The organism is Streptomyces sp. NPDC028289 (assembly GCF_055565975.1).
In genome coordinates, this window is the sequence record NZ_JBVHTI010000004.1 from 812,641 (window position 1) to 831,036 (window position 18,396).

Consider the following 18,396-nt stretch of genomic DNA (forward strand, 5'->3'; position numbering starts at 1 on the left):
CTAGCCTGGACGCACGATGAGCGACCGTATGACAACTGCCTGGGGCGAGTTCGAGCTGTCCCGTTTCCCGGAGGATCCGCGCGACCGGCTGCGTGCCTGGGACGCCTCCGACGCGTACCTGCTGCGGTATCTCGACCAGGACCGGACCGGGCTGTCCGGCACGGTCGTGGTGCTCGGCGACCGCTGGGGCGCGCTGGTCACCGCGCTGGCGGAGCACCGTCCGGTGCAGATCACCGACTCGTACCTGAGTCAGGAGGCGACCCGCGCGAACCTGGCGCGCGCGGGTGTCGAGCCGGGCGCGGTGCGGTTGCTGACCACCCAGGATCCGCCGCCGGAGCGGGTGGACGTGCTGCTGGTGCGGGTGCCGAAGAGCCTGGCGCTCCTTGAGGACCAGCTGCTGCGGCTGGCGCCCGCCGTGCACTCGGGGACGGTCGTGATCGGCACCGGCATGGTCAAGGAGATCCACACGTCGACGCTGCGGTTGTTCGAGCGGATCCTCGGGCCGACCCGGACCTCGCTGGCCGAGCAGAAGGCCCGGCTGATCCACTGCACGCCGGATCCGTCACTGGAGCGCCCGGAGAACCCGTGGCCGTACAGCTACGCGCTCCCCGCCGGGATCGGCGCGGTCTCCGGGCGTACGGTCGTCAACCACGCGGGCGTCTTCTGCGCCGACCGGCTCGACATCGGTACGCGGTTCTTCCTGGCGCATCTGCCGGAGGGAGGCCGCCGGATCGTGGACCTCGGGTGCGGGAACGGGGTCGTGGGCACGGCGGTGGCGCTGGCCGACCCGACGGCCGAGGTGCTGTTCGTGGACGAGTCGTTCCAGGCGGTCGCCTCGGCGGAGGCCACCTACAAGGCCAACGGGGTGCCCGGGCATGCCGAGTTCCGGGTCGGCGACGGGCTGGCCGGGGTCGCGGCCGGGAGCGTGGACGTGGTGCTGAACAACCCGCCGTTCCACTCCCATCAGGCGACCACCGACGCGACGGCGTGGCGGATGTTCAGCGGGGCGAAGCGGGCACTGCGGCCGGGCGGCGAGCTGTGGGTGGTCGGCAACCGGCACCTGGGCTACCACGTGACCTTGCGCCGCCTGTTCGGCAACAGTCAACTGGTCGCGAGCGACCCCAAGTTCGTGGTGCTGAAGGCGGTCAGGCGCGGGTAGTCCCGCCGGCCAGTACGCCGATGATCCTGGTCACCTCCCGGGCCATCGCCGCACGGCCGGCACCGAGGTACGTACGGGAGTCGACGGCATCGGGGTGGTCCGCGAGGAAACGGCGGACGGACGCGGTCATCGCCATGTTGAGCGCCGTGCCGACGTTGACCTTGGCGATGCCGCCGCCGACCGCGGCGACCAGCCCCTCGTCCGGGACGCCGGAGGAGCCGTGCAGGACGAGCGGGACCGGCACGGCGGCCGAGAGACGCCCCAGCAGGTCGTGGTCGAGGGCGGCGGTGCGGGTGGTCATGGCGTGCGCGCTGCCGATCGCCACGGCCAGCGCGTCCACACCGGTGCCGGCGACGAAGTCCCGTGCCTCGGCGGGGTCGGTGCGCGCCCCGGGAGCGTGCGCGTCCAGGGCCGGCCGGCCGTCCTTTCCGCCGACCTCGCCCAACTCCGCCTCGATCCAGAGGCCTTGGCCGTGCGCCCAGTCGACGGCGGCCGCGGTCGCGGCGAGGTTCCCGGCGTACGGCAGCCGGGACGCGTCGTACATCACCGAGCTGAATCCGGCGTCGGGTGCCTGCCGGAGCAGGTCGTCGCTGCGGACGTGGTCGAGGTGCAACGCGACGGGCACGTGCGCACGTTCGGCGGCCGCGGTGGCGGCGCGGGCCAGCGGGAGGAGACGTCCGTGCCGGAACTTCACGGCGTTCTCGCTGACCTGGAGGACGACGGGTGAACCGGCGGCCTCGGCACCGGAGACGACGGCTTCCACGTGTTCCAGGGTGATGACGTTGAACGCCGCGACGGCGGACCTGGCTTCGGCGGCGCGGGCCAGCAGTGTGCCGGTGGCTGCGAGGGGCACGCTCACTCCTCGCCGGTCGGGGTGAGGATCACCGAGCGGGTGAGGTGGCGCGGTCGGTCGGGGTCGAGGCCCCGGGCGGCGGCCACGGCGACGGCGAGGCGCTGGGCGCGGACCAGTTCGGCGAGCGGGTCGAGGCTGCCCTGGATCCACAACCCTCCGGTGGCGCCGACCTGTTCGGCGAGTCCGGCGGGGGCCGGGCCGAACATCCAGGTGGCCGTGGTGCGGGTGCTGATGCTGATCGGGCCGTGCCGGTACTCCATCGCCGGGTAGGCCTCGGTCCAGGACAGCGAGGCCTCGCGCATCTTGAGCCCGGCCTCGCTCGCGAGTCCGACGGTCCAGCCGCGCCCGAGGAAGGTGAACTGGATGCAGTCGATCAGCCCCGGCGGCAGCGGAGTCGCCAGTGCGGTGCGGGCGTCGGCGACCGCGGCGTTGGTGTGCAGGCCGAGGTGGGCGCGGAGCAGGGTGAACGCGCTGGTGGCGAACCGGGTCTGGACGACCGAGCGTTCGTCGGCGAAGTCCAGGACGACGAGGTCGTCGGCGGCCTCCGTCACGGGGGTCGCGGGGTCCGCGGTGATCGCTGCGGTGCGCACCCGTCCCTTCAACTCAAGCAGCAGCTCAAGGACTTCGGTGGTGGTACCGGACCGGGTGAGGGCCAGGACCCGGTCGTACGACCGCCCGTGCGGGAACTCCGAGGCGGCGAAGGCGTCCGTCTCGCCGTGCCCCGCGGACTCGCGCAGGACGGCGGCGGCCTGGGCCATGAAGTACGAGGTGCCGCAGCCGACGATCGCGACCCGCTCGCCCGGGGCCGGGAGGGCGTGGGCCTGGCGGGTGGCCTCGGTGGCGGCACGTGTCCAGCAGTCGGGCTGGCTGTTCAGCTCCTCGGTGATGTGTGACATACCACTGCCCCTCCCCTGGACGGCCAATGTGATTGTTCTTGCAAGATAAGGCCATCTTTCAATCACAATCAAGCATCCTGCCGAAAACCAGGTGCGCTAAGGTCACCGGGAGAGCGAGGAACGGAGGCGGCGGATGTCCCGCGACGCCCGCTGGACGGCACTGCTCGAGCTGCTGGTCGAGCGCGGCCGCCTCGAGGTCGAGGAGGCCGCGGCCGAGCTGGCGGTCTCGGCGGCCACCATCCGCCGGGACCTCGACCAGCTCGCCGAGCAGCAGATGCTGGTGCGCACCCGGGGCGGGGCGGTGGTGCACGGGGTGTCGTACGAGCTGCCGTTGCGCTACAAGACGGCCCGGCAGGCCTCGGAGAAGCAGCGGATCGCCAAGGCGGTGGCGGACCTGGTCGCGCCGGGCGAGGCGGTGGGGCTCACGGGCGGTACGACCACCACCGAGGTGGCCCGCGCCCTGGCCGTGCGCGGAGACCTCGGCACCGGTACGCCGGCGCTGACGGTCGTCACGAACGCGCTCAACATCGCGAACGAGCTCGCGGTGCGGCCCCAGTTCAAGATCGTGGTGACGGGCGGGGTGGCGCGCCCGCAGTCGTACGAGCTCATCGGGCCGCTCGCGGACGGGGTGCTGGGACAGATCACCCTCGACGTGGCGGTGCTCGGGGTGGTCGGCTTCGACGTCGTCCACGGGGCCGCGGCCCATGACGAGGCGGAGGCCGCGGTCAACCGGCTGCTGTGCGAGCGTGCGGCCCGCGTGGTCGTCGCCGCCGACTCCAGCAAGCTGGGCGGGCGGGCGTTCGCCCGGATCTGCGCGGCGGAACTGGTGGACACGCTGGTGACGGACGCAGCGGCGGCGCCGGAGACGGTGCGCCGGTTCGAGGAGGCGGGGATCCGGGTCCTGGCCGTGTGAGTGTGACGCGGTACGGCCCTGCGACTCGGCTCGCTGTCACATCCCGCTGGTGTCGGCGCTGACGAATCCCGCGCCCCGCTGGTCGTTGCAGCCGAACACCGGCCGGTCGGCCGGGTCGGGCCAGCTCTGCTGGGCCTGGAGGGCGACACTTACGAGGGTCAGCAGCAGGTCGACGTCGCTCGCGGCGTCGAGTCGTATGGTCACCCACTGCGAGCCCGGGACGATCCGGATCGCCCCCGTGCCCTTGAGGTCCTTGGCGAAGTGCCGGATGGCGTGGGTGGTGAGACGCAGGTCCACGTCGCGGTCGGAGTGGAAGTGCGCGATCTCGCCCTGCACCGAGCTCACGGCCTGCCCCAGACCGCAGCTCGGTACGGCCTGGGTCAGGTCGGGCCAGGTCGCCAGTTGCGCCAGAGCGCGCGAGGCCAACGTCATGGGGCCATCATGGCCCGCTCACTCTCCGGTAACCAACTAGCGAGCAGTTATTAACCGAGCTGTTGCCGGACTCCGTCCGAACACAGACACCCGGGACGAGTGCATATCCGCAGGAATTCAGTGGTTCGAGGGACGGAAGGTACCTCTCGGGCGTCCGGGACGGCCGTGGCCGGCGTCACGTTGCACGCAGGTCCGACACCTGCCCTACGCGCGTTTGACGGCCGTCGCCGCGAACGCGTCGGCGGCGGCGAGGTCGAAGTCCCCGTGATCGCTGCCGAGACCCTGGGCGACCAGGGCCGCCACGGCGTTGCCGAGGACGGCGGAGTCGTGCGGGGTGCGGCCCAGCCCGATGCCGTAGACGAATCCGGCCGAGAAGGCGTCGCCGCAACCGGTGGTGTCGACGACGTCGATCTCGAAGGCGGGCACCGGCTCGGCGCCCTCGGCGGTGACCAGCAGCGCGCCGTCACCGCCCCGGGTGACCGCGACCAGCCCGGCGCCGGCGCCGACCAGCTTCTTCGCGCCCGCCAGCAGGTCGTCCTCGCCGGAGAAGCCCAGTACCTGGTCGTCGTTGGGGAGGAGGTGGTCGACGTACGGCAGCGCGGCCGCGATCTGCTCGAAGCCGCCGAGCACGCCGGGCGCGAGCAGGTCCACGGAGGTCGTCACGCCGTGCTCCTTGGCGAAGTGCAGGATGCGCGCGGCGGCCTCGACGCCGATCAACTCCGGGCCGCCGAGGTGGAGATGGTCGGCCTCGGCGAGGGCGTCCCAGGGCACGTCGTCGACGCCATAGGTGATGTTGGCGCCGAGCAGGTGCAGGGAGGGCCGGTCGCCGTTGGGGCGGATGGGCAGCACGCTCGCCGAGGTGGCGGTGTCGGCACGGCGGACGAGGAAGGCGGTGTCGATCCCGGCCCTGCCGAGCAGTTGGACCAGCATGTCGCCGGTCGCGTCGGCACCGACGGCCCCGGCACTCCGTACGGTGGCGCCGAGCTTGGCGAGGCTCAGTGCGGTGCCGCCGGCGGTCCCGGCCGCGGTCATCCTGATGTCCTCGACCAGGGTGGCGCCCTGACCCTCGGGTATCGCGTCCACCGGCCGGACCAGCACGTCCAGCACGTGCACGCCCATCGTGACGACTCTCATGGCTTGCCCTCCTGCAGGGATCGGGTGGTGCCGTAGTTCCGGGCGATCGCGGCCTCGATCACCGCGAGTTGCTGCCGCTCGTCCAGGACGCGGGGCGTTCCGAGGGCCGCCGCGTGCTGGTAGACACCGCAGGCCCATTCGAGCAGCAGGGCGTTCTCGACGGCCTTGTCGAGGGTCGGGCCGACGGCGACCGAGCCGTGGTTGGCCATCAGCGCGGCACTGCGGCCGTCGAGTGCGGTGAGTACCGACTCCGCGAGTTCCGGGGTGCCGAAGGTGGCGTACGGCGCCACTCGCACGGTGCCGCCGAGGGCGAGCAACTGATAGTGGATGCAGGGCAGTTCGTCGAGGACACAGGAGAGGGCGGTGGCCATGGGGGCGTGCGTGTGGACGACCGCGCCGGCGCCGTAGCGCCGGTAGACCCCCAGGTGCAGGTCGAGTTCGGAGGTCGGCTGCAGGGTCCCGGCGACGACCTTGCCGTCCAGATCGACCACCGTCACCTGGCCCGCGGTGAGTTGGGCGAGCACCGCCCCGGTCGCGGTGACCGCGACCCGGTCCCCCACCCGCACGCTGACGTTGCCCGCCGTGCCGATCAGCAGGCCCGCCGCCCCCAGGCGTCGGCAGACGTCCGCCACCGCGGCCCGCTCCTGCACCAGCGCGGAGCTTGAGTCCGTCATGGCCGCGACGGTAACGTAAACCTGAAACAAAGTCACGTTCAGATTCAGGGGTGGTCACGTGAGCGGGCCGGCCGCCGAGGAGACCGGGGCCGTGCTGCGCCGTACTCCCCAACAGGCCCGCAGCAAAGCCCGGTTGGCGCGTGTGCTCAAGGCGGCTGAGCGCGTTCTGATAGCCGAGGGCGTACCGGCCCTGACCACCACCCGGGTCGCGGCCGAGGCCGGGGTCTCGGTCGGCTCGCTGTACCAGTACCTGCCCGACCGGGACGCGATCATCGACGCGCTGGCCGCGACCTACTTCGCCCAGCTCGAAGCGGTGATGGAGGAGTTCGTGCGCAGCGCGGCGACCGAGCGCTGGTCCGACCCGGTCGGCGTGCTGATCGACACCTACGCCGAGCTCTACCGCACCGAACAGGGCTTCAGGGCCCTGTGGTTCGGCAGCGGTCTGACGGACCGGACCCGGGCGGCGGACCGGGAGCACAAGCGCCGGATGGCCGACGGGGTGTGCCGGGTCCTGCTCGCGCTCGGCATCGCCGGCGACATCGAGGGGCTCGGCCACGCCTGCCATGCCGCCGTCCTCGCCGCCGACGCGCTCGCCCAGGAGGCCTTCCGCCGCGACGCCGAGGGCGACGCCGCCCTCCTCGAAGAGGCGAAGGTCATGCTGCGCGGCTACCTCACGGCCCTGGCCGGGAGACACGGTCGGCGGGACGGCGATGCGGTGGGCACCGGTCCGCTCGACGGGCCCGTTCCCGGAGCGGCCGGACGCCCGGAGTAGGCGCCGTGTGGTCGGGCAGTTCGCGCGGGTGCTTCGGGCCCGGCCCCTGCCCACGGGACGAGGTGGACGAAACGGTGCCGCGCGAACACACGATTCGCGCGGCATGCCGGGCCGGCGCGTCCCCCCGGCCCGAACGGGCGAACGCCCTCCCGGATCCGAAGCTCTGGGCCGGGCTGCCCCCCGGATTCTCAGAAGCTGCCCGCGTTGAGCGCCTTCTGGAGCCTTTCCGTGGTCCGCTTCCCCCAGTCCCCGTCCTGGGTGACACCGACGTGCGCCTGGAGAGCCTTGATCGTCTGCGGACCGATCTGCCCGTCGACGGGCACATGGAGGTGGCTCTGGAGTGCCTTCTTGGTGTTCGGTCCGAAGTCGCCGTCAGCGGTCACGCCGAGCACCCACTGCAGCGCCTTGATGGTTTTCGGTCCGAACCCGCCGTCCACGGCGAGCGGGCAGTACGGGTTGTGGTTCGAGGACGGCGGAGTGGGCGAGCCGGTGCCGCCGCCGGGCAACCGGAGATAGGTGAGGGGCTCGCCCCGGTGCGAGTTCGCCTCGTCCGCAAGGGTGGTGCGGATCGGGTCGGCCTCCTGGCCGTGGGACACGCACAGCGCCCCGAGGCCCTTGGCCGCGCTCTCGACGAGGATGACGACGTGCGTACCCGTGCCCGCGCCGAAGACCACGAAGTCCCCGGGCTGGGTCTCGGCAGCGGTGATGTGCTCGCAGTGGTCGAGCATCGTCCCGGTGTAGCCCTGCCCGTTGAACCCGGAGCCGTTCGGGTCCCCGGCCCCGCTCCACTTCGCCATGATCGTGGCGAAGCCCGAGCAGCCGGTGGAGAAGGGAAGCGCGTGCACGGCTATGCCGATGGGCATCGGCCGGGCCTGCGAGTAGTGGATGTCCGCGTTGTGCTGGACCCCCCACAGACAGTTGCTCACCATCGCCTGCCGGACCTGTGCCGTGGTTGCCTGAGCGGTAGTACTCATCCTGCACTCCTGTTCGTGAACCTGTTGGACACGGTGTCAGTGCGCAGGGGGTGACGTCGTTGGCGCAGCGTCACCGGTTCATTGACGCTGCGTCCACCGCCGTACCTACCGCCGCCAGGACCTGGCGGCGGTAGTCGCCCGGGGGCACACCGTGCGCGGTACGGAAGGCGCGGCTGAAGTCGGCGGCGTGGTGGAAGCCCCAGCGTGCGCCGAGGGCGTGGACCGGGTGGTGGCGCAGCCGCGGGTCGGCGAGGTCGGCCCGGATGCGCTCCAGGCGCAGGTGGCGTATCCAGGCCGCGACGGTGAGTTCACGGTGCTGGAAGAGCCGGTGCAGATAGCCGAGGGATATGTGGTGGTGGGCGGCGACCACGGCGGGCGTCAACTCGGGTTCCGCGAGGTTGAGTTCGATGAACGCCTCGATCCGGGTGAGCAGCGCCTGGCGTCGGGTCTCCGGGAGCAGCCGGTCCTCGGCGTCGATGTACGAGGCCAGTGTGGCGGCGGCCAGGTCGAGGGCCACCTCGCCCAGCCGCCGGACCTCGCGCTCGCCGACCTCTCCCCGCCGGACCGCCCCGGCGACGCCGACCAGGTAGCGGGCGAAGACGGCGCTCATCCCGGTGGCGCCGGACACGCCTCGCGCGAGCAGCGGGTTCAGCCGCTCAGGGCGTAACGGCAGCGCGGTCCTGGGCAGTTGGAGCATCACCAGCTCCCCGCGGCCGGCCCCGGGCAGGGCACGGGTCTCGAAGGGCTGGGAGGTGTCGTGGAGCAGCAACTGGCCCGCGGTCAGCCGGGCCTCGTTGTCCCCCTGGGCGAAGTACAGCTCGTTCGCCATGACGATGCTGAGCCCGTACCGTTCGGGGTCCGAGCGGCGCACCAGGGCCGACGAGCGCACGGACCGCATCTCCGGGTAGTCCAGCGCCGTCAGCACGACCGGGCCCAGCTCCGCCACCGTCACCTCGGAGCGGAAGTCGTCGGCGTGCGGGCTGCTGACCATCGACGGCACGACGTCCTGGGCCATCTGCTCGCACCACCACGGAAACCGGTCGGCGACCGGCAGGTCCTCGGTGCGCAGAGTCACGATCACGCGCTGTCCTCCCCCGGAAAGTCAACGAAAACAGGACAGCACAGCAGATTCAACGCACCGTCATGGAAGCACCAAACCGGCCCTTCGCCCTCGCAACCACTGGGTCAACTTGCCGTCGTCTTACGTCCCGGGGCGACAGTGGCGACCATCCAGGCCATCCAGGCCATCCGGGTGTCCAGCCGGGATGAGTTCAGCAGTCCGAAGGCGACGGGCGCCGCCTGGACAACCGTCCAGGCGGCGCGAAAGAGGGGCGTCGCCCACTCTCCCCGGTACTGCGGATCCCGGCTGCCGAGCGCGCGGCATACGCCCTTGCCCGGGTCGGCGGTCTCACCTAGCCTGAGTTTGTGCCGCCAATAAACAAAACCCGTTCGCACACCGTCGTGCCGGGCCGCCCGCTCGTCCTGACCCGTCTCCGCATCGCGCTGACCGTCTTCTTCGCCATGGACGGCTTCATCTTCGCCGGATGGGTCGTCCGCATCCCGGCCATCAAGGAACAGACCGGCGCCTCGGCCAGCGCCCTGGGGCTCGCCCTGCTCGGCGTCTCGGCCGGAGCCGTGATCACGATGATGTTCACCGGACGGCTGTGCCGCCGCTACGGCTCCCACCCCGTGACCGTCGCCTGCGCCGTCCTGCTCTCCCTGAGCGTCGCCCTGCCGCCGCTCACCCACTCGGTCCCGGCCCTCGGCGCCGTACTGCTGGTGTTCGGCAGCGCCTACGGCGGCATCAACGTCGCGTTCAACAGCGCCGCGGTCGACCTGGTACGAGCCCTCCGGCGCCCGATCATGCCCAGCTTCCACGCCGCTTTCAGCCTGGGCGGCATGCTCGGCTCCGGCCTGGGCTCACTGATCGCCGGCCTGCTGACCCCCACGCAGCACCTGCTCTGCCTCACCGCCGTCGGCCTTGTGGTCACCCTTCTCGCAGGCCGCACGCTTCTTCGCACTTCCCCGCCGGTCACCCCCGAGGACGACGCACCCCGGGCGGCATCCACGCCGCACCGCCCGGCACGCCGCACCCGGCTGCTCGTCGTCACGTTCGGCCTGATCGCCCTGTGCACGGCCTACGGCGAGGGGGCCATGGCCGACTGGAGCGCCCTGCACCTGGAGCAGGACCTCGGCGCCGCACCCGGCGCGGCCGCCATCGGCTTCTCCTGCTTCGCGCTCGCCATGACCGTCGGCCGGCTCAGCGGGACGAAGCTGCTCGAGGCCCTCGGCCAGACACGCACCCTGGTGTTCGGCGGCGCGACCGCCGCGGCCGGCATGCTGGTCGGCGCGCTCGCCCCGGCCCTGTGGGCGGCCCTCCTCGGGTTCGCGATCACCGGGCTCGGCCTCGCCAACCTCTTCCCCGTGGCCATCGAACGCGCGGGCAGACTGGCCGGCCCCGACGGCGTCGCCATCGCCTCCACCTTCGGCTACGGCGGCATGCTCCTGGGACCGCCCGCCATCGGCTTCATGGCGGACTGGCTCTCTCTCCCCACCGCCCTCACCACCGTCGCCGCCCTCGCCGCCACCGCCGCGGCCATCGCACTGCTGACCCGGCGCACGGCGGGGCACTGACGGAGTTCCCGCCCCCTCAGTCCAGCAACCCCGGCTCCCGCACCGACTCCAGCACCCCGGCCAGTCTCGCGGTGTCGGCGTCCGTCCACCCGGGTGGGGTCGTGATCTCCGCCCAGGCGCTCGTCGGCAGGGTTCCGTACCGGTGGCCGAAGCCCTCCGGCACGCTGTCGGCGCCCGCCAGGTCGCAGGCCACCTGCCAGAACGTCAGCAGCGGATACCACTGCATCGCCGGTGAGACGTCCCGGGCGCGTGGCCGGTCGAGCCAGTCCGGCCGGTGGAAGGCGAGGTCGGGCGACCACCAGACGACCGGATCGGAGCCGTTCTGGAGGTAGACCGCGCGGGGCTCGCCCCAGGGCGCGGCCGGGATGCCGTAGTCCGCGGGTACCTGCGCGAAGCGCACATGCGCCCCGTCGGCGACCACCGGCCGCCACTCGGGGCTGCCCGGCTGCCGTTGCGCGGTGACGGACTTCCACAGCGGGTTGTCGTAGGTCGGCCCGACGAACAGCGCGCCGCCCGTCTCCGTGACGAGCGTGGGCAGGGAGCCGTTCAGGGCGGACTCCATGGAGAAGGAGCCGAGGCTCTCGCCGTAGACGAGCAGCCGGGGGCGGGAGGCGGCGGGGAGGGTCCGCCACTTGGCGTAGACGGCGTCGAAGAGGGCTCGTCCGGTGCCCGCGGCCTCGTCCTCGGTGAGCGCGGAGACCCAGCTGGGGAGGTAGGAGTACTGCATGGCCACCATGGCGGTGTCGCCGCCCCACATGTACTCCAGGGGTTTGCTGCCCTGGTCGTTGATCCAGCCGGTGCCGGTGGTTCCCATGATTGCGAGGATCCTGCGGGAGAAACCGCCGGTGCGTTCGAGTTCGCGTACGGCGAGGGCGGCGCGTTCGTCGAGGGTGTCGGCGGAGCGCAGGCCGACGTAGACCCGTACCGGATCGTCGGCCGGGCGGCCGGTGAACGCGGTGATGTCGGCGCGGGTCGTGGCGGTACCGACGAAGTTGCGGCCCTGGGCGCCCAGCGTGTCCCAGTGGGCTGCGGACTCCGGGCTGCCGGAAAGGGTGGGCAGGCCGGGCTGGTGGACGCCCTCGGCGGTGCCCTGGTCGGCCAGGGAGGCGGTGCTCTCGATCGCGTCCAGTGCCGCGTTCAGCAGGAATCCCTGGACGACTCCGACGATCACGAAGGCGGCCAGGACGACCCCGGTGGCGTAGGCGACGGGGCGCGCGACGAGGGCGTCGAACGCGTGGGCGGCGAGGCGGGTGCCGAGCCGTACCGTCCGGGCGACCAGGAGCAGGAGCGTCGCGACGAGCGCGGCCACGACCGGGACCAGCGCCCACTGCCACCGGACGATGTCCGGGGGCAGGGTCACCGCTCGGCGGACCTGGCCCTCCCAGCGGACGCTCCAGGCGGTGACGGTGATCACCGCGGCGGCGCCGAGCACGCCCAGGGCGGTCCACAGGGTGCGGCGGACACGGGGACGGACGGGGACGGCCGCCCAGCGGAGCAGCAGCCGGGCGAGGGTCTCCAGTACGGCACCGACGGCGTAGCCGACGGCCGCCGAGACGCCGGCCGCGAGCCCCTGGAGCCACCAGGCCCGCGGGAGCAGGGAGGGGGTGAGGGACAGGCAGTAGCACAGGATGGCCACCGCGATCCCGCCCCAGCACGGCCGCCGCCGGACCACCCGGTCGGGGCCCAGGTGCCCGCGCACCCGCTCCGCCGTCCGCCGGGTCCAGTCCTTCGTACGATTCAGAGCCCTGCCCGCACCACTCACTTCGCCACCTCGGGACCACGATCGGCCACCGCACCCGCCGCCGCATCCGGAAGATCCGTCCGGGCCCCTCCCCCCTCCGGGAAAAGGTGCGGAGCCACACGAGGTGTCCCATCGTGGTGGGCATGGCCGAGGCCCGGACGACCGAGCACGCCACCCCGTTCGCCGGCGTGGTCGCGCCGGAGCCGGGCGTGGTCATCGGCTGGGACCACGCCGGCCGGCCCCAGACCTCGCCGCGGAAGGCGGGTACCGAGGTCGTCACCGTCGTCGGCGCCGCGCCGGGCCGGGCCCGTGGCGGCGGGCACCGCATGACCTGCCTGCCGCTTCGCCACCCGGCCGGGTCCTGACATCGCGCCCGCCATGCCGCTCCCCCGGCTCCCGACCCGTGCCGCCGTGGCGGCGGTGGTGGCCGTGCTGGTGCTGGCGAACCTGCTGGACAATCGCTGGGCCGGTTCCTGGATACTGCTCACCGCGGTCGTCGCCTCGGCCGTCCTGGTGGGGCTGCTGTTCTGGGCCGGGGGCAGTTGGCCGGAGCTGGGGCTGGGCCGGAACACCCTTGCTGACGGGGTGCGTTGGGGAGCGGCCCTGATCGGGATCGTCGCGGCGGTCTATCTGTGCGCGGCCCTGCCGCCGGTCACCCGCGGGCTGTTCGCGGACCAGCGGACGGACGCGCTGAGCGGTTCGGAGATCGCCTTCAAGGCGCTGGTCGCGGTGCCCGTGGGGACGGTGCTGCTGGAGGAGACCGCCTTCCGCGGGGTGCTGTTCGCGCTGCTGTGCCGTCTGCGCACGCCCACGACGGCCGCCGTCCTGTCCTCCGTGCTCTTCGGCCTCTGGCACATCCTGCCCTCGCTGAACCTCGACAAGGAGAAGCCGACGCTGGGTTCGCTCTTCGGGCACTCGGCCGCCGGGGCGGTCCTGGTGGACGTCGGTGCCGTGCTGTTCACGGCCGTCGCGGGCTGTCTGCTGTGCTGGCTGCGCGATCGCAGCGGCTCCCTGCTGGCGCCGATGGCCCTGCACTGGGCGGTCAACGCCCTGGGGTACGCGGTGGGGTTCCTGCTGCGCTGACGGCAGGAACGGCCGCCCATCCGGCAGACTCGCGGCATGGAGACTGCTGAGTTTCTCGAGATCCTCGACCGGGAGGGCCGGTTGCTGGCCGCGGCCGCCGCCGGGGCGGGGCTCGACGCCCCGGTGCCCACCTGCCCGGAGTGGCAGGTGCGCGATCTGCTGCGGCACACCGGCACCATCCACCGGTGGGCCGCCGGTGTCGTCGCCGACGCCCGGACCTCGCCCCGCCCCGTCCCGGAGCCCCCGGACATCGACGGCACGGAACTGACGGACTGGTACCGGGACGGCCACCGCCGGCTGATCGACACCCTGGGCGGCGCGCCGCAGGACGTGACGTGCTGGACCTTCCACCCCGCCCCCGTCTCCTCACCGCTGGCCTTCTGGCTCCGCCGGCAGGCCCATGAGACGACCGTGCACCGGTACGACGCCGAGGCCGCGCGGGGCGGCCCGGCGACGCCGGTCGGCACGGGCTTCGCGGTCGACGGCATCGACGAACTGCTGCGCGGCTTCCACGCCCGCACGCGCAGCCGGGTCCGCAGCGAGCACCCGCGGGTGCTGGGGGTGCGCACGGTGGACACGGACGCGGCCTGGACCGTGCGGCTTTCGGAGGGACCGCCGGTCACGGAACTCGGTGCGCCCCATGATGCGACGGCCGAACTGGCCGGTCCCGCCGATCAGTTGTACCTGGCCCTGTGGAACCGGGTGCCGGTGCCGAAGGTGGTCGGCGATCCGGAGCTGGCCGACCTGTGGCTGACGAACTCCGGGATCTGACCGGCCGGCGACGGCGAACGGCCTCACCGGCCTGCGCCGGACCCGCCGGGCTCAGCCCGCCTCGGCGGCCAGCATCCGGGTGAGCACCGCGCGCTGCACCGGCAGCACCTCGCCGTGCAGCGCACGCCCCTTGCCGGTGAGCGCCACCCGCACGCCCCGCCGGTCCTCCGGGCACATGGCCCGCTCGACCAGGCCGTCCTTCTCCAGGCGGGCGATGAGCCGGGAGAGCGCGCTCTGGCTGAGGTGCACCCGCTCGGCGATCTCCTGCACCCGGAAGCTGCAGACGCCGTCCGCCGCCGGGCCGTCGGAGAGCAGGTCGAGGACCTCGAAGTCACTGCCGCACAGGCCGTGTCCGTGCAGGGCACGGTCCAGCTCGCACTGGGTGCGGGCGTGCAGGGCCAGGATGTCCCGCCATTGCTCCACGAGTGCCTGTTCGGGCTTCTTCGCCGCCATCCGGGCACCGTAGCAGAGAATTCGGATTGTTGCATCGTAATTAAATGCGTTTGCATTTCATGCATGTGCATGTAGTCTCTCGGTCCATGACCTCTCCGCTCACCGCCCCCGCTTCCGACGGACGCTGGACTCCCCGGCTCTGGGGCACCCTGCTGGTGCTCTGCGCCGCCATGTTCCTGGACGCGCTGGACGTGTCGATGGTCGGCGTCGCCCTGCCGTCGATCGGCTCCGACCTGCACCTGTCCACCTCGACGCTGCAATGGATCGTCAGCGGCTACATCCTGGGGTACGGCGGCCTGCTCCTGCTCGGCGGCCGCACCGCCGACCTGCTCGGCCGGCGCCAGGTGTTCCTCGTGGCCCTCGGCGTCTTCGCGCTCGCCTCGCTCCTCGGCGGCCTCGTCGACTCGGGCCCGCTGCTGATCGCCAGCCGCTTCGTCAAGGGCCTGAGCGCGGCCTTCACCGCGCCGGCCGGCCTCTCGATCATCACGACCACGTTCCCGGAGGGCCCGCTGCGCAACCGCGCCCTCTCCATCTACACCACCTGCGCGGCCACCGGCTTCTCCATGGGCCTGGTGCTGTCCGGCCTGCTCACCGAGGCCAGCTGGCGCTTCACCATGCTGCTGCCCGCGCCCATCGCCCTGATCGCGCTCCTGGCCGGCCTCAGGCTGCTGCCGCGCAGCTCCCGTGAGCGCGACCACAACGGCTACGACATCCCCGGCGCGATCCTCGGCACCGCCTCCATGCTGCTCCTGGTGTTCACCGTAGTGGAGGCGCCGCAGGTGGGCTGGGCGTCGGCCCGCACCCTGCTCTCCTTCCTCGCGGTCGCCGTCCTGCTGACCGTCTTCGTCCAGGTCGAACGCCGTTCCCCCGGACCGCTCATCCGCCTCGGCGTGCTGCGCTCGGGCAACCAGGTCCGCGCCCAGCTCGGCGCGATCGCCTTCTTCGGCTCGTACGTCGGCTTCCAGTTCCTGACCACCCTCTACATGCAGTCCCTGCTCGGCTGGTCGGCCCTGCACACCGCCCTGGCCTTCCTCCCCGCGGGCGCGCTGGTGGCCGTGTCCTCGACCAAGGTCGGCGCGATCGTGGACCGCTTCGGCACCCCGCGGCTCATCGCGGCGGGCTTCGCGTTCATGGTCGTCGGATACGCCCTGTTCCTCCGCGTCGACCTGAGCCCGGCCTACGCGGCGGCGATCCTCCCGTCGATGCTGCTGATCGGCGCGGCCTGCGCGCTGGTGTTCCCCTCCCTCAACATCCAGGCCACCAACGGCGTCGACGACCACGAGCAGGGCATGGTCTCCGGGCTCCTCAACACCTCGGTGCAGGTGGGCGGGGCCATCTTCCTGGCGATCGTCACGGCCGTGGTCACCGCGGGCGCGCCCGCCCACGCGACCCCGCAGGCCGTGCTCGACAGCTATCGTCCCGGGTTCCTGGTGGTGGCGGTCGTGGCCCTCGCCGGGCTGCTGATCACGCTCACGGGTCTGCGTACCCGGCGCCCGCAGCAGACCGTCGTGATCGCCAAGTCCACCTCCCTGGAGGCGGAGCGCGTGTCCGCACGCGACTGAACGGGGACGCCTGCGAACCTGTGCCCGGCGGGGCCTGTTGCCCCGCCGGGCACACGGCTGTGAGACTGCCGGGATGACGACGTACGGGGGGCGGCGCGGTCAGGCCGAGCGGGACGCGATCACCGTCGAGATCGGATACGCGCTGTGCAGTGCGGTGTTCGCGGCCGTGCTGGTCTTCGGGGCGGTGGCCGGTCCGGCGCTGCTGTTCTCGCTGCCCCGCGGCCCGGAGCGCGTGCTGCCCGTCGTGGGCGCGGTGCTCGCCGCCGTGGTGTTCCTCGCCCGGGTGGTGAGCGTGCTGGTCCGTTTCCAGCGCTCGGCTCAGCCCAGCCAGCCCGGCCGCACCAGCCCCGACTCGTAGGCCAGGACGACCAGTTGGGCGCGGTCGCGGGCGCCCAGCTTGATCATCGTGCGGCTCACGTGGGTCTTGGCGGTGAGGGGGCTGACGACCAGGCGGCGGGCGATCTCCTCGTTGGACAGGCCGATGCCGACCAGGGCCATCACCTCACGCTCCCGCTCGGTGAGCCGGGCGAGCACGTCGGCGGCGGCCGGCTCCTTGGAACGGGCCGCGAACTCCGCGATCAACCGGCGCGTCACCCCCGGCGACAACAGCGCGTCACCGGCCACCACCGCCCTGACCGCGCGCACCAGTTCGTCCGGTTCGGTGTCCTTGACCAGGAAGCCGGAGGCGCCGGAACGGATCGCCTCGAAGACGTACTCGTCGAGCTCGAACGTCGTCAGCATGACCACCTTGACGTCCGCCAGCTCCGGTTCGCGGGTGACCCGCCGGGTCGCGGCCAGTCCGTCCAGACGCGGCATGCGGATGTCCATCAGGACGACGTCGGGGCGCAGTTCACACACCTTGCGCAACGCCTCCTCGCCGTCCGCCGCCTCACCGGTCACCTCGATGTCCGGCTGCGCGTCGAGCAGCGCCCGGAAACCGGCCCGCACCAGCGACTGGTCGTCGGCGAGCAGCACCCGGATCATCGGTCCTCCCGGTCGGTCCGGTCGTCCAAGGGCAGTACGGCGAGCACCCGGAAGCCCCCGTCGGCGCGCGGCCCCGCCTCGATCGTGCCACCCAAGGCGGCCGCCCGCTCCCGCATCCCGGCCAGCCCGTTCCCGCTGCCGCCCGCGTCCGCCCCGGTCGCCGGACCGTCGTCGTCGATCCGCAACCGCAGCTCCCCTCCCCCGTGTTCGAGCCGCACGCGCGCCTGCCGCGAACCCGAGTGCCGTACGACATTGGTGAGCGCCTCCTGCACGATGCGGAAGGCGGCCAGGTCCGCGCCGGGCGCCAGGCGCGGCGGCTCCCCCGTCACGTCCACGACGAGGCCGGCGCCCGCCGCCTGTTCCACCAGCTCCGGCAGCCGCCCGAGACCGGGCGCGGGCGCCCGCGGCGCGTCTCCCGGGGAGCGCAGGGTGTCGAGCACCTGGCGCACCTCGCCGAGCGCCTCCTTGCTGGCCGCCTTGATGGTGGTGAGCGCCGACCTGGCCTGCTCCGGGTCGGAGTCGAGCAGCGCGAGGCCCATGCCGGCCTGGACATTGATGACCGAGATGCTGTGCGCCAGGACGTCGTGCAGCTCCCGGGCGATCCGCAGCCGTTCCTCGTCCGCGCGCCGCCGGGCCGCCTGGGCGCGGTCGGCCCGCTCCCGTGCCCACTGCTCGCGCCTCAGCCGCGCCAGCTCGGCCAGCGAGACGATGATCAGCACCCAGGTGGCGACGATCACCTCCTGGCCGAGGCCGGCCCCCCTGTCGCCCGGCGGCGGAAGCCACCGGTACAGCCAGAGCGAGATCAGCAGATGCCCGGCCCACAGCATTCCGAGCGCCGCCCAGGCGGCCCGGCGGTGCCCGGCGACGACGGTACTGAAGCAGGCCACCGCGACCGCCGCGAAGACCGGCCCGTACGGGTAGCCGGCACCGAGATAGACCAGGGCGAGCGCGGCGGTGCCGAACGCCACCGTCACCGGATGCCGGTGCCGCCACAGCAGCAGGGCACAGGTGGCGAGGAGCAGCAGGCGGGCGTAGGCGTCGAGGTGCTCACGGTGGGGCTGGGTGTGGGCGGCGAAGTTCGAGCCCGCCAGCACGAGGATGGTCAGCAGCAGGGTGGAGCGCCAGGGCATGCGGGGGCGACGGATCCCATCGGTGCCGGGGCCGGGGCCGGGGCCGCGGCCGTTGGCGGTGCCGGGGCCTTCCGGGTGGTTCCACCACGGGGGGCCGGAGTGCCACCACTGGGCGGGACCGCGCTCCCGTACCCGCTGCTCGTCCATGACCGCCACGCTAGACGCCGTCGCCCCGCGCGAGCGTCAGCCCGGCGAGGTGATCACGCGTACTCCCCGGGTAGTAGGCGGCAG

Annotated in this window: 20 protein-coding genes; 9 read left to right on the forward strand and 11 right to left on the reverse strand. The window is 72.7% G+C overall.

The annotated features are described in order from the left end of the window. Positions 1 to 28 precede the first annotated feature (28 nt). The gene (locus ACZ4UV_RS23710) at positions 29 to 1,159 is read left to right on the forward strand and encodes a methyltransferase (RefSeq protein WP_467840419.1); all 1,131 of its coding nucleotides are present in this window, start codon (positions 29 to 31) and stop codon (positions 1,157 to 1,159) included. Here ACZ4UV_RS23710 and ACZ4UV_RS23715 read toward each other — a convergent pair. Together ACZ4UV_RS23715 and ACZ4UV_RS23720 are read right to left on the reverse strand one after the other, a co-directional pair. After that, complete coding sequence (locus ACZ4UV_RS23715; protein WP_467840422.1) at positions 1,146 to 2,012, reverse strand: class II fructose-bisphosphate aldolase; 867 nt, start codon at positions 2,010 to 2,012, stop codon at positions 1,146 to 1,148. The two genes, ACZ4UV_RS23710 and ACZ4UV_RS23715, sit on opposite strands and share 14 nt — an antisense overlap. A 2-nt stretch (positions 2,013 to 2,014) precedes the next feature. Beyond that, on the reverse strand, positions 2,015 to 2,908 hold the full coding sequence (locus ACZ4UV_RS23720) for an SIS domain-containing protein (RefSeq protein WP_467840425.1): 894 nt from the start codon (positions 2,906 to 2,908) through the stop codon (positions 2,015 to 2,017). Between the two features lie 133 nt (positions 2,909 to 3,041). On the opposite strand from ACZ4UV_RS23720, the gene ACZ4UV_RS23725 reads away from it, so the two are divergent. After that, positions 3,042 to 3,821 (forward strand): DeoR/GlpR family DNA-binding transcription regulator, encoded by a 780-nt coding sequence (locus ACZ4UV_RS23725; RefSeq protein WP_451018888.1) that lies wholly within the window; start codon positions 3,042 to 3,044, stop codon positions 3,819 to 3,821. 36 nt (positions 3,822 to 3,857) lie between these two features. Here the strand turns inward: ACZ4UV_RS23725 and ACZ4UV_RS23730 are convergent, their stop codons facing one another. From ACZ4UV_RS23730 to ACZ4UV_RS23740, 3 genes are all read right to left on the reverse strand, one after another. Beyond that, positions 3,858 to 4,253, reverse strand: a complete 396-nt coding sequence (locus ACZ4UV_RS23730) for a luciferase domain-containing protein (protein ID WP_351494871.1) — start codon at positions 4,251 to 4,253, stop codon at positions 3,858 to 3,860. Between the two features lie 204 nt (positions 4,254 to 4,457). After that, positions 4,458 to 5,387, reverse strand: coding sequence for a carbohydrate kinase family protein (locus tag ACZ4UV_RS23735; RefSeq protein WP_451018889.1), 930 nt, complete (start codon positions 5,385 to 5,387; stop codon positions 4,458 to 4,460). Continuing rightward, complete coding sequence (locus tag ACZ4UV_RS23740; protein WP_451018890.1) at positions 5,384 to 6,061, reverse strand: class II aldolase/adducin family protein; 678 nt, start codon at positions 6,059 to 6,061, stop codon at positions 5,384 to 5,386. The genes ACZ4UV_RS23735 and ACZ4UV_RS23740 overlap by 4 nt, the downstream gene beginning before the upstream one ends. A 58-nt stretch (positions 6,062 to 6,119) precedes the next feature. Here ACZ4UV_RS23740 and ACZ4UV_RS23745 point away from each other — a divergent pair, with 58 nt between their 5' ends. Next, complete coding sequence (locus ACZ4UV_RS23745; protein WP_467840431.1) at positions 6,120 to 6,833, forward strand: TetR/AcrR family transcriptional regulator; 714 nt, start codon at positions 6,120 to 6,122, stop codon at positions 6,831 to 6,833. A gap of 188 nt (positions 6,834 to 7,021) precedes the next feature. Here ACZ4UV_RS23745 and ACZ4UV_RS23750 read toward each other — a convergent pair whose 3' ends face one another. Together ACZ4UV_RS23750 and ACZ4UV_RS23755 are read right to left on the reverse strand one after the other, a co-directional pair. Next, positions 7,022 to 7,807 (reverse strand): peptidoglycan-binding domain-containing protein, encoded by a 786-nt coding sequence (locus tag ACZ4UV_RS23750; protein ID WP_467840434.1) that lies wholly within the window; start codon positions 7,805 to 7,807, stop codon positions 7,022 to 7,024. 70 nt (positions 7,808 to 7,877) lie between these two features. Next, the gene (locus ACZ4UV_RS23755) at positions 7,878 to 8,888 is read right to left on the reverse strand and encodes an AraC-like ligand-binding domain-containing protein (RefSeq protein WP_467840437.1); all 1,011 of its coding nucleotides are present in this window, start codon (positions 8,886 to 8,888) and stop codon (positions 7,878 to 7,880) included. A gap of 440 nt (positions 8,889 to 9,328) precedes the next feature. Here ACZ4UV_RS23755 and ACZ4UV_RS23760 point away from each other — a divergent pair, with 440 nt between their 5' ends. Continuing rightward, on the forward strand, positions 9,329 to 10,441 hold the full coding sequence (locus tag ACZ4UV_RS23760) for an MFS transporter (protein WP_467840728.1): 1,113 nt from the start codon (positions 9,329 to 9,331) through the stop codon (positions 10,439 to 10,441). A gap of 16 nt (positions 10,442 to 10,457) precedes the next feature. Here ACZ4UV_RS23760 and ACZ4UV_RS23765 read toward each other — a convergent pair whose 3' ends face one another. Further along, positions 10,458 to 12,203: an alpha/beta hydrolase gene (locus ACZ4UV_RS23765; RefSeq protein WP_467840440.1), complete on the reverse strand. Its 1,746-nt coding sequence runs from the start codon at positions 12,201 to 12,203 to the stop codon at positions 10,458 to 10,460. Between the two features lie 122 nt (positions 12,204 to 12,325). Between ACZ4UV_RS23765 and ACZ4UV_RS23770 the strand changes: the two genes are divergently transcribed. Genes ACZ4UV_RS23770 through ACZ4UV_RS23780 form a run of 3 tightly spaced genes read left to right on the forward strand, consistent with a single transcriptional unit; the run spans position 12,326 to position 14,036 of the window. Beyond that, the gene (locus ACZ4UV_RS23770; RefSeq protein WP_451019034.1) at positions 12,326 to 12,547 is read left to right on the forward strand and encodes an arginine deiminase family protein; all 222 of its coding nucleotides are present in this window, start codon (positions 12,326 to 12,328) and stop codon (positions 12,545 to 12,547) included. A gap of 13 nt (positions 12,548 to 12,560) precedes the next feature. Beyond that, positions 12,561 to 13,265: a CPBP family intramembrane glutamic endopeptidase gene (locus ACZ4UV_RS23775; RefSeq protein ID WP_451019033.1), complete on the forward strand. Its 705-nt coding sequence runs from the start codon at positions 12,561 to 12,563 to the stop codon at positions 13,263 to 13,265. Positions 13,266 to 13,301: 36 nt separating this feature from the next. Continuing rightward, entirely contained in the window at positions 13,302 to 14,036 is a 735-nt protein-coding gene (locus tag ACZ4UV_RS23780) for a maleylpyruvate isomerase family mycothiol-dependent enzyme (RefSeq protein WP_451019032.1), read from the forward strand. A 51-nt stretch (positions 14,037 to 14,087) separates the two neighbouring features. On the opposite strand, the gene ACZ4UV_RS23785 is transcribed toward ACZ4UV_RS23780, so the two are convergent. Continuing rightward, a complete protein-coding gene (locus ACZ4UV_RS23785; protein WP_351494848.1) occupies positions 14,088 to 14,489 on the reverse strand; it encodes a MarR family winged helix-turn-helix transcriptional regulator in 402 nt (133 codons plus the stop codon). An 86-nt stretch (positions 14,490 to 14,575) separates the two neighbouring features. Here ACZ4UV_RS23785 and ACZ4UV_RS23790 point away from each other — a divergent pair, with 86 nt between their 5' ends. Continuing rightward, positions 14,576 to 16,051: an MFS transporter gene (locus ACZ4UV_RS23790; RefSeq protein WP_451019031.1), complete on the forward strand. Its 1,476-nt coding sequence runs from the start codon at positions 14,576 to 14,578 to the stop codon at positions 16,049 to 16,051. Between the two features lie 73 nt (positions 16,052 to 16,124). Continuing rightward, positions 16,125 to 16,409, forward strand: coding sequence for a DUF6332 family protein (locus ACZ4UV_RS23795; protein ID WP_390039696.1), 285 nt, complete (start codon positions 16,125 to 16,127; stop codon positions 16,407 to 16,409). On the opposite strand, the gene ACZ4UV_RS23800 is transcribed toward ACZ4UV_RS23795, so the two are convergent. Beyond that, positions 16,370 to 17,035: a response regulator transcription factor gene (locus ACZ4UV_RS23800; RefSeq protein WP_390039698.1), complete on the reverse strand. Its 666-nt coding sequence runs from the start codon at positions 17,033 to 17,035 to the stop codon at positions 16,370 to 16,372. The two genes, ACZ4UV_RS23795 and ACZ4UV_RS23800, sit on opposite strands and share 40 nt — an antisense overlap. Next, positions 17,032 to 18,312 carry a sensor histidine kinase gene (locus tag ACZ4UV_RS23805; RefSeq protein WP_467840446.1) on the reverse strand — a complete coding sequence of 427 codons (1,281 nt, stop codon included), beginning with the start codon at positions 18,310 to 18,312 and terminating at the stop codon, positions 17,032 to 17,034. The genes ACZ4UV_RS23800 and ACZ4UV_RS23805 overlap by 4 nt, the downstream gene beginning before the upstream one ends. Positions 18,313 to 18,396 lie beyond the last annotated feature (84 nt).

What these genes read in the sequence shown, in the direction of transcription:
- ACZ4UV_RS23725 (WP_451018888.1), top strand. Translation starts at nt 3,042, where the DNA reads ATGTCCCGCGACGCCCGCTGGACGGCACTGCTCGAGCTGCTGGTCGAG.
- ACZ4UV_RS23770 (WP_451019034.1), top strand. Translation starts at nt 12,326, where the DNA reads ATGGCCGAGGCCCGGACGACCGAGCACGCCACCCCGTTCGCCGGCGTG.
- ACZ4UV_RS23735 (WP_451018889.1), bottom strand. Translation starts at nt 5,387, where the DNA reads ATGAGAGTCGTCACGATGGGCGTGCACGTGCTGGACGTGCTGGTCCGG.
- ACZ4UV_RS23750 (WP_467840434.1), bottom strand. Translation starts at nt 7,807, where the DNA reads ATGAGTACTACCGCTCAGGCAACCACGGCACAGGTCCGGCAGGCGATG.
- ACZ4UV_RS23720 (WP_467840425.1), bottom strand. Translation starts at nt 2,908, where the DNA reads ATGTCACACATCACCGAGGAGCTGAACAGCCAGCCCGACTGCTGGACA.
- ACZ4UV_RS23800 (WP_390039698.1), bottom strand. Translation starts at nt 17,035, where the DNA reads ATGATCCGGGTGCTGCTCGCCGACGACCAGTCGCTGGTGCGGGCCGGT.
- ACZ4UV_RS23785 (WP_351494848.1), bottom strand. Translation starts at nt 14,489, where the DNA reads ATGGCGGCGAAGAAGCCCGAACAGGCACTCGTGGAGCAATGGCGGGAC.
- ACZ4UV_RS23795 (WP_390039696.1), top strand. Translation starts at nt 16,125, where the DNA reads ATGACGACGTACGGGGGGCGGCGCGGTCAGGCCGAGCGGGACGCGATC.
- ACZ4UV_RS23805 (WP_467840446.1), bottom strand. Translation starts at nt 18,312, where the DNA reads ATGGACGAGCAGCGGGTACGGGAGCGCGGTCCCGCCCAGTGGTGGCAC.
- ACZ4UV_RS23740 (WP_451018890.1), bottom strand. Translation starts at nt 6,061, where the DNA reads ATGACGGACTCAAGCTCCGCGCTGGTGCAGGAGCGGGCCGCGGTGGCG.
- ACZ4UV_RS23730 (WP_351494871.1), bottom strand. Translation starts at nt 4,253, where the DNA reads ATGACGTTGGCCTCGCGCGCTCTGGCGCAACTGGCGACCTGGCCCGAC.
- ACZ4UV_RS23710 (WP_467840419.1), top strand. Translation starts at nt 29, where the DNA reads ATGACAACTGCCTGGGGCGAGTTCGAGCTGTCCCGTTTCCCGGAGGAT.
- ACZ4UV_RS23760 (WP_467840728.1), top strand. Translation starts at nt 9,329, where the DNA reads ATGGACGGCTTCATCTTCGCCGGATGGGTCGTCCGCATCCCGGCCATC.
- ACZ4UV_RS23775 (WP_451019033.1), top strand. Translation starts at nt 12,561, where the DNA reads ATGCCGCTCCCCCGGCTCCCGACCCGTGCCGCCGTGGCGGCGGTGGTG.
- ACZ4UV_RS23780 (WP_451019032.1), top strand. Translation starts at nt 13,302, where the DNA reads ATGGAGACTGCTGAGTTTCTCGAGATCCTCGACCGGGAGGGCCGGTTG.
- ACZ4UV_RS23790 (WP_451019031.1), top strand. Translation starts at nt 14,576, where the DNA reads ATGACCTCTCCGCTCACCGCCCCCGCTTCCGACGGACGCTGGACTCCC.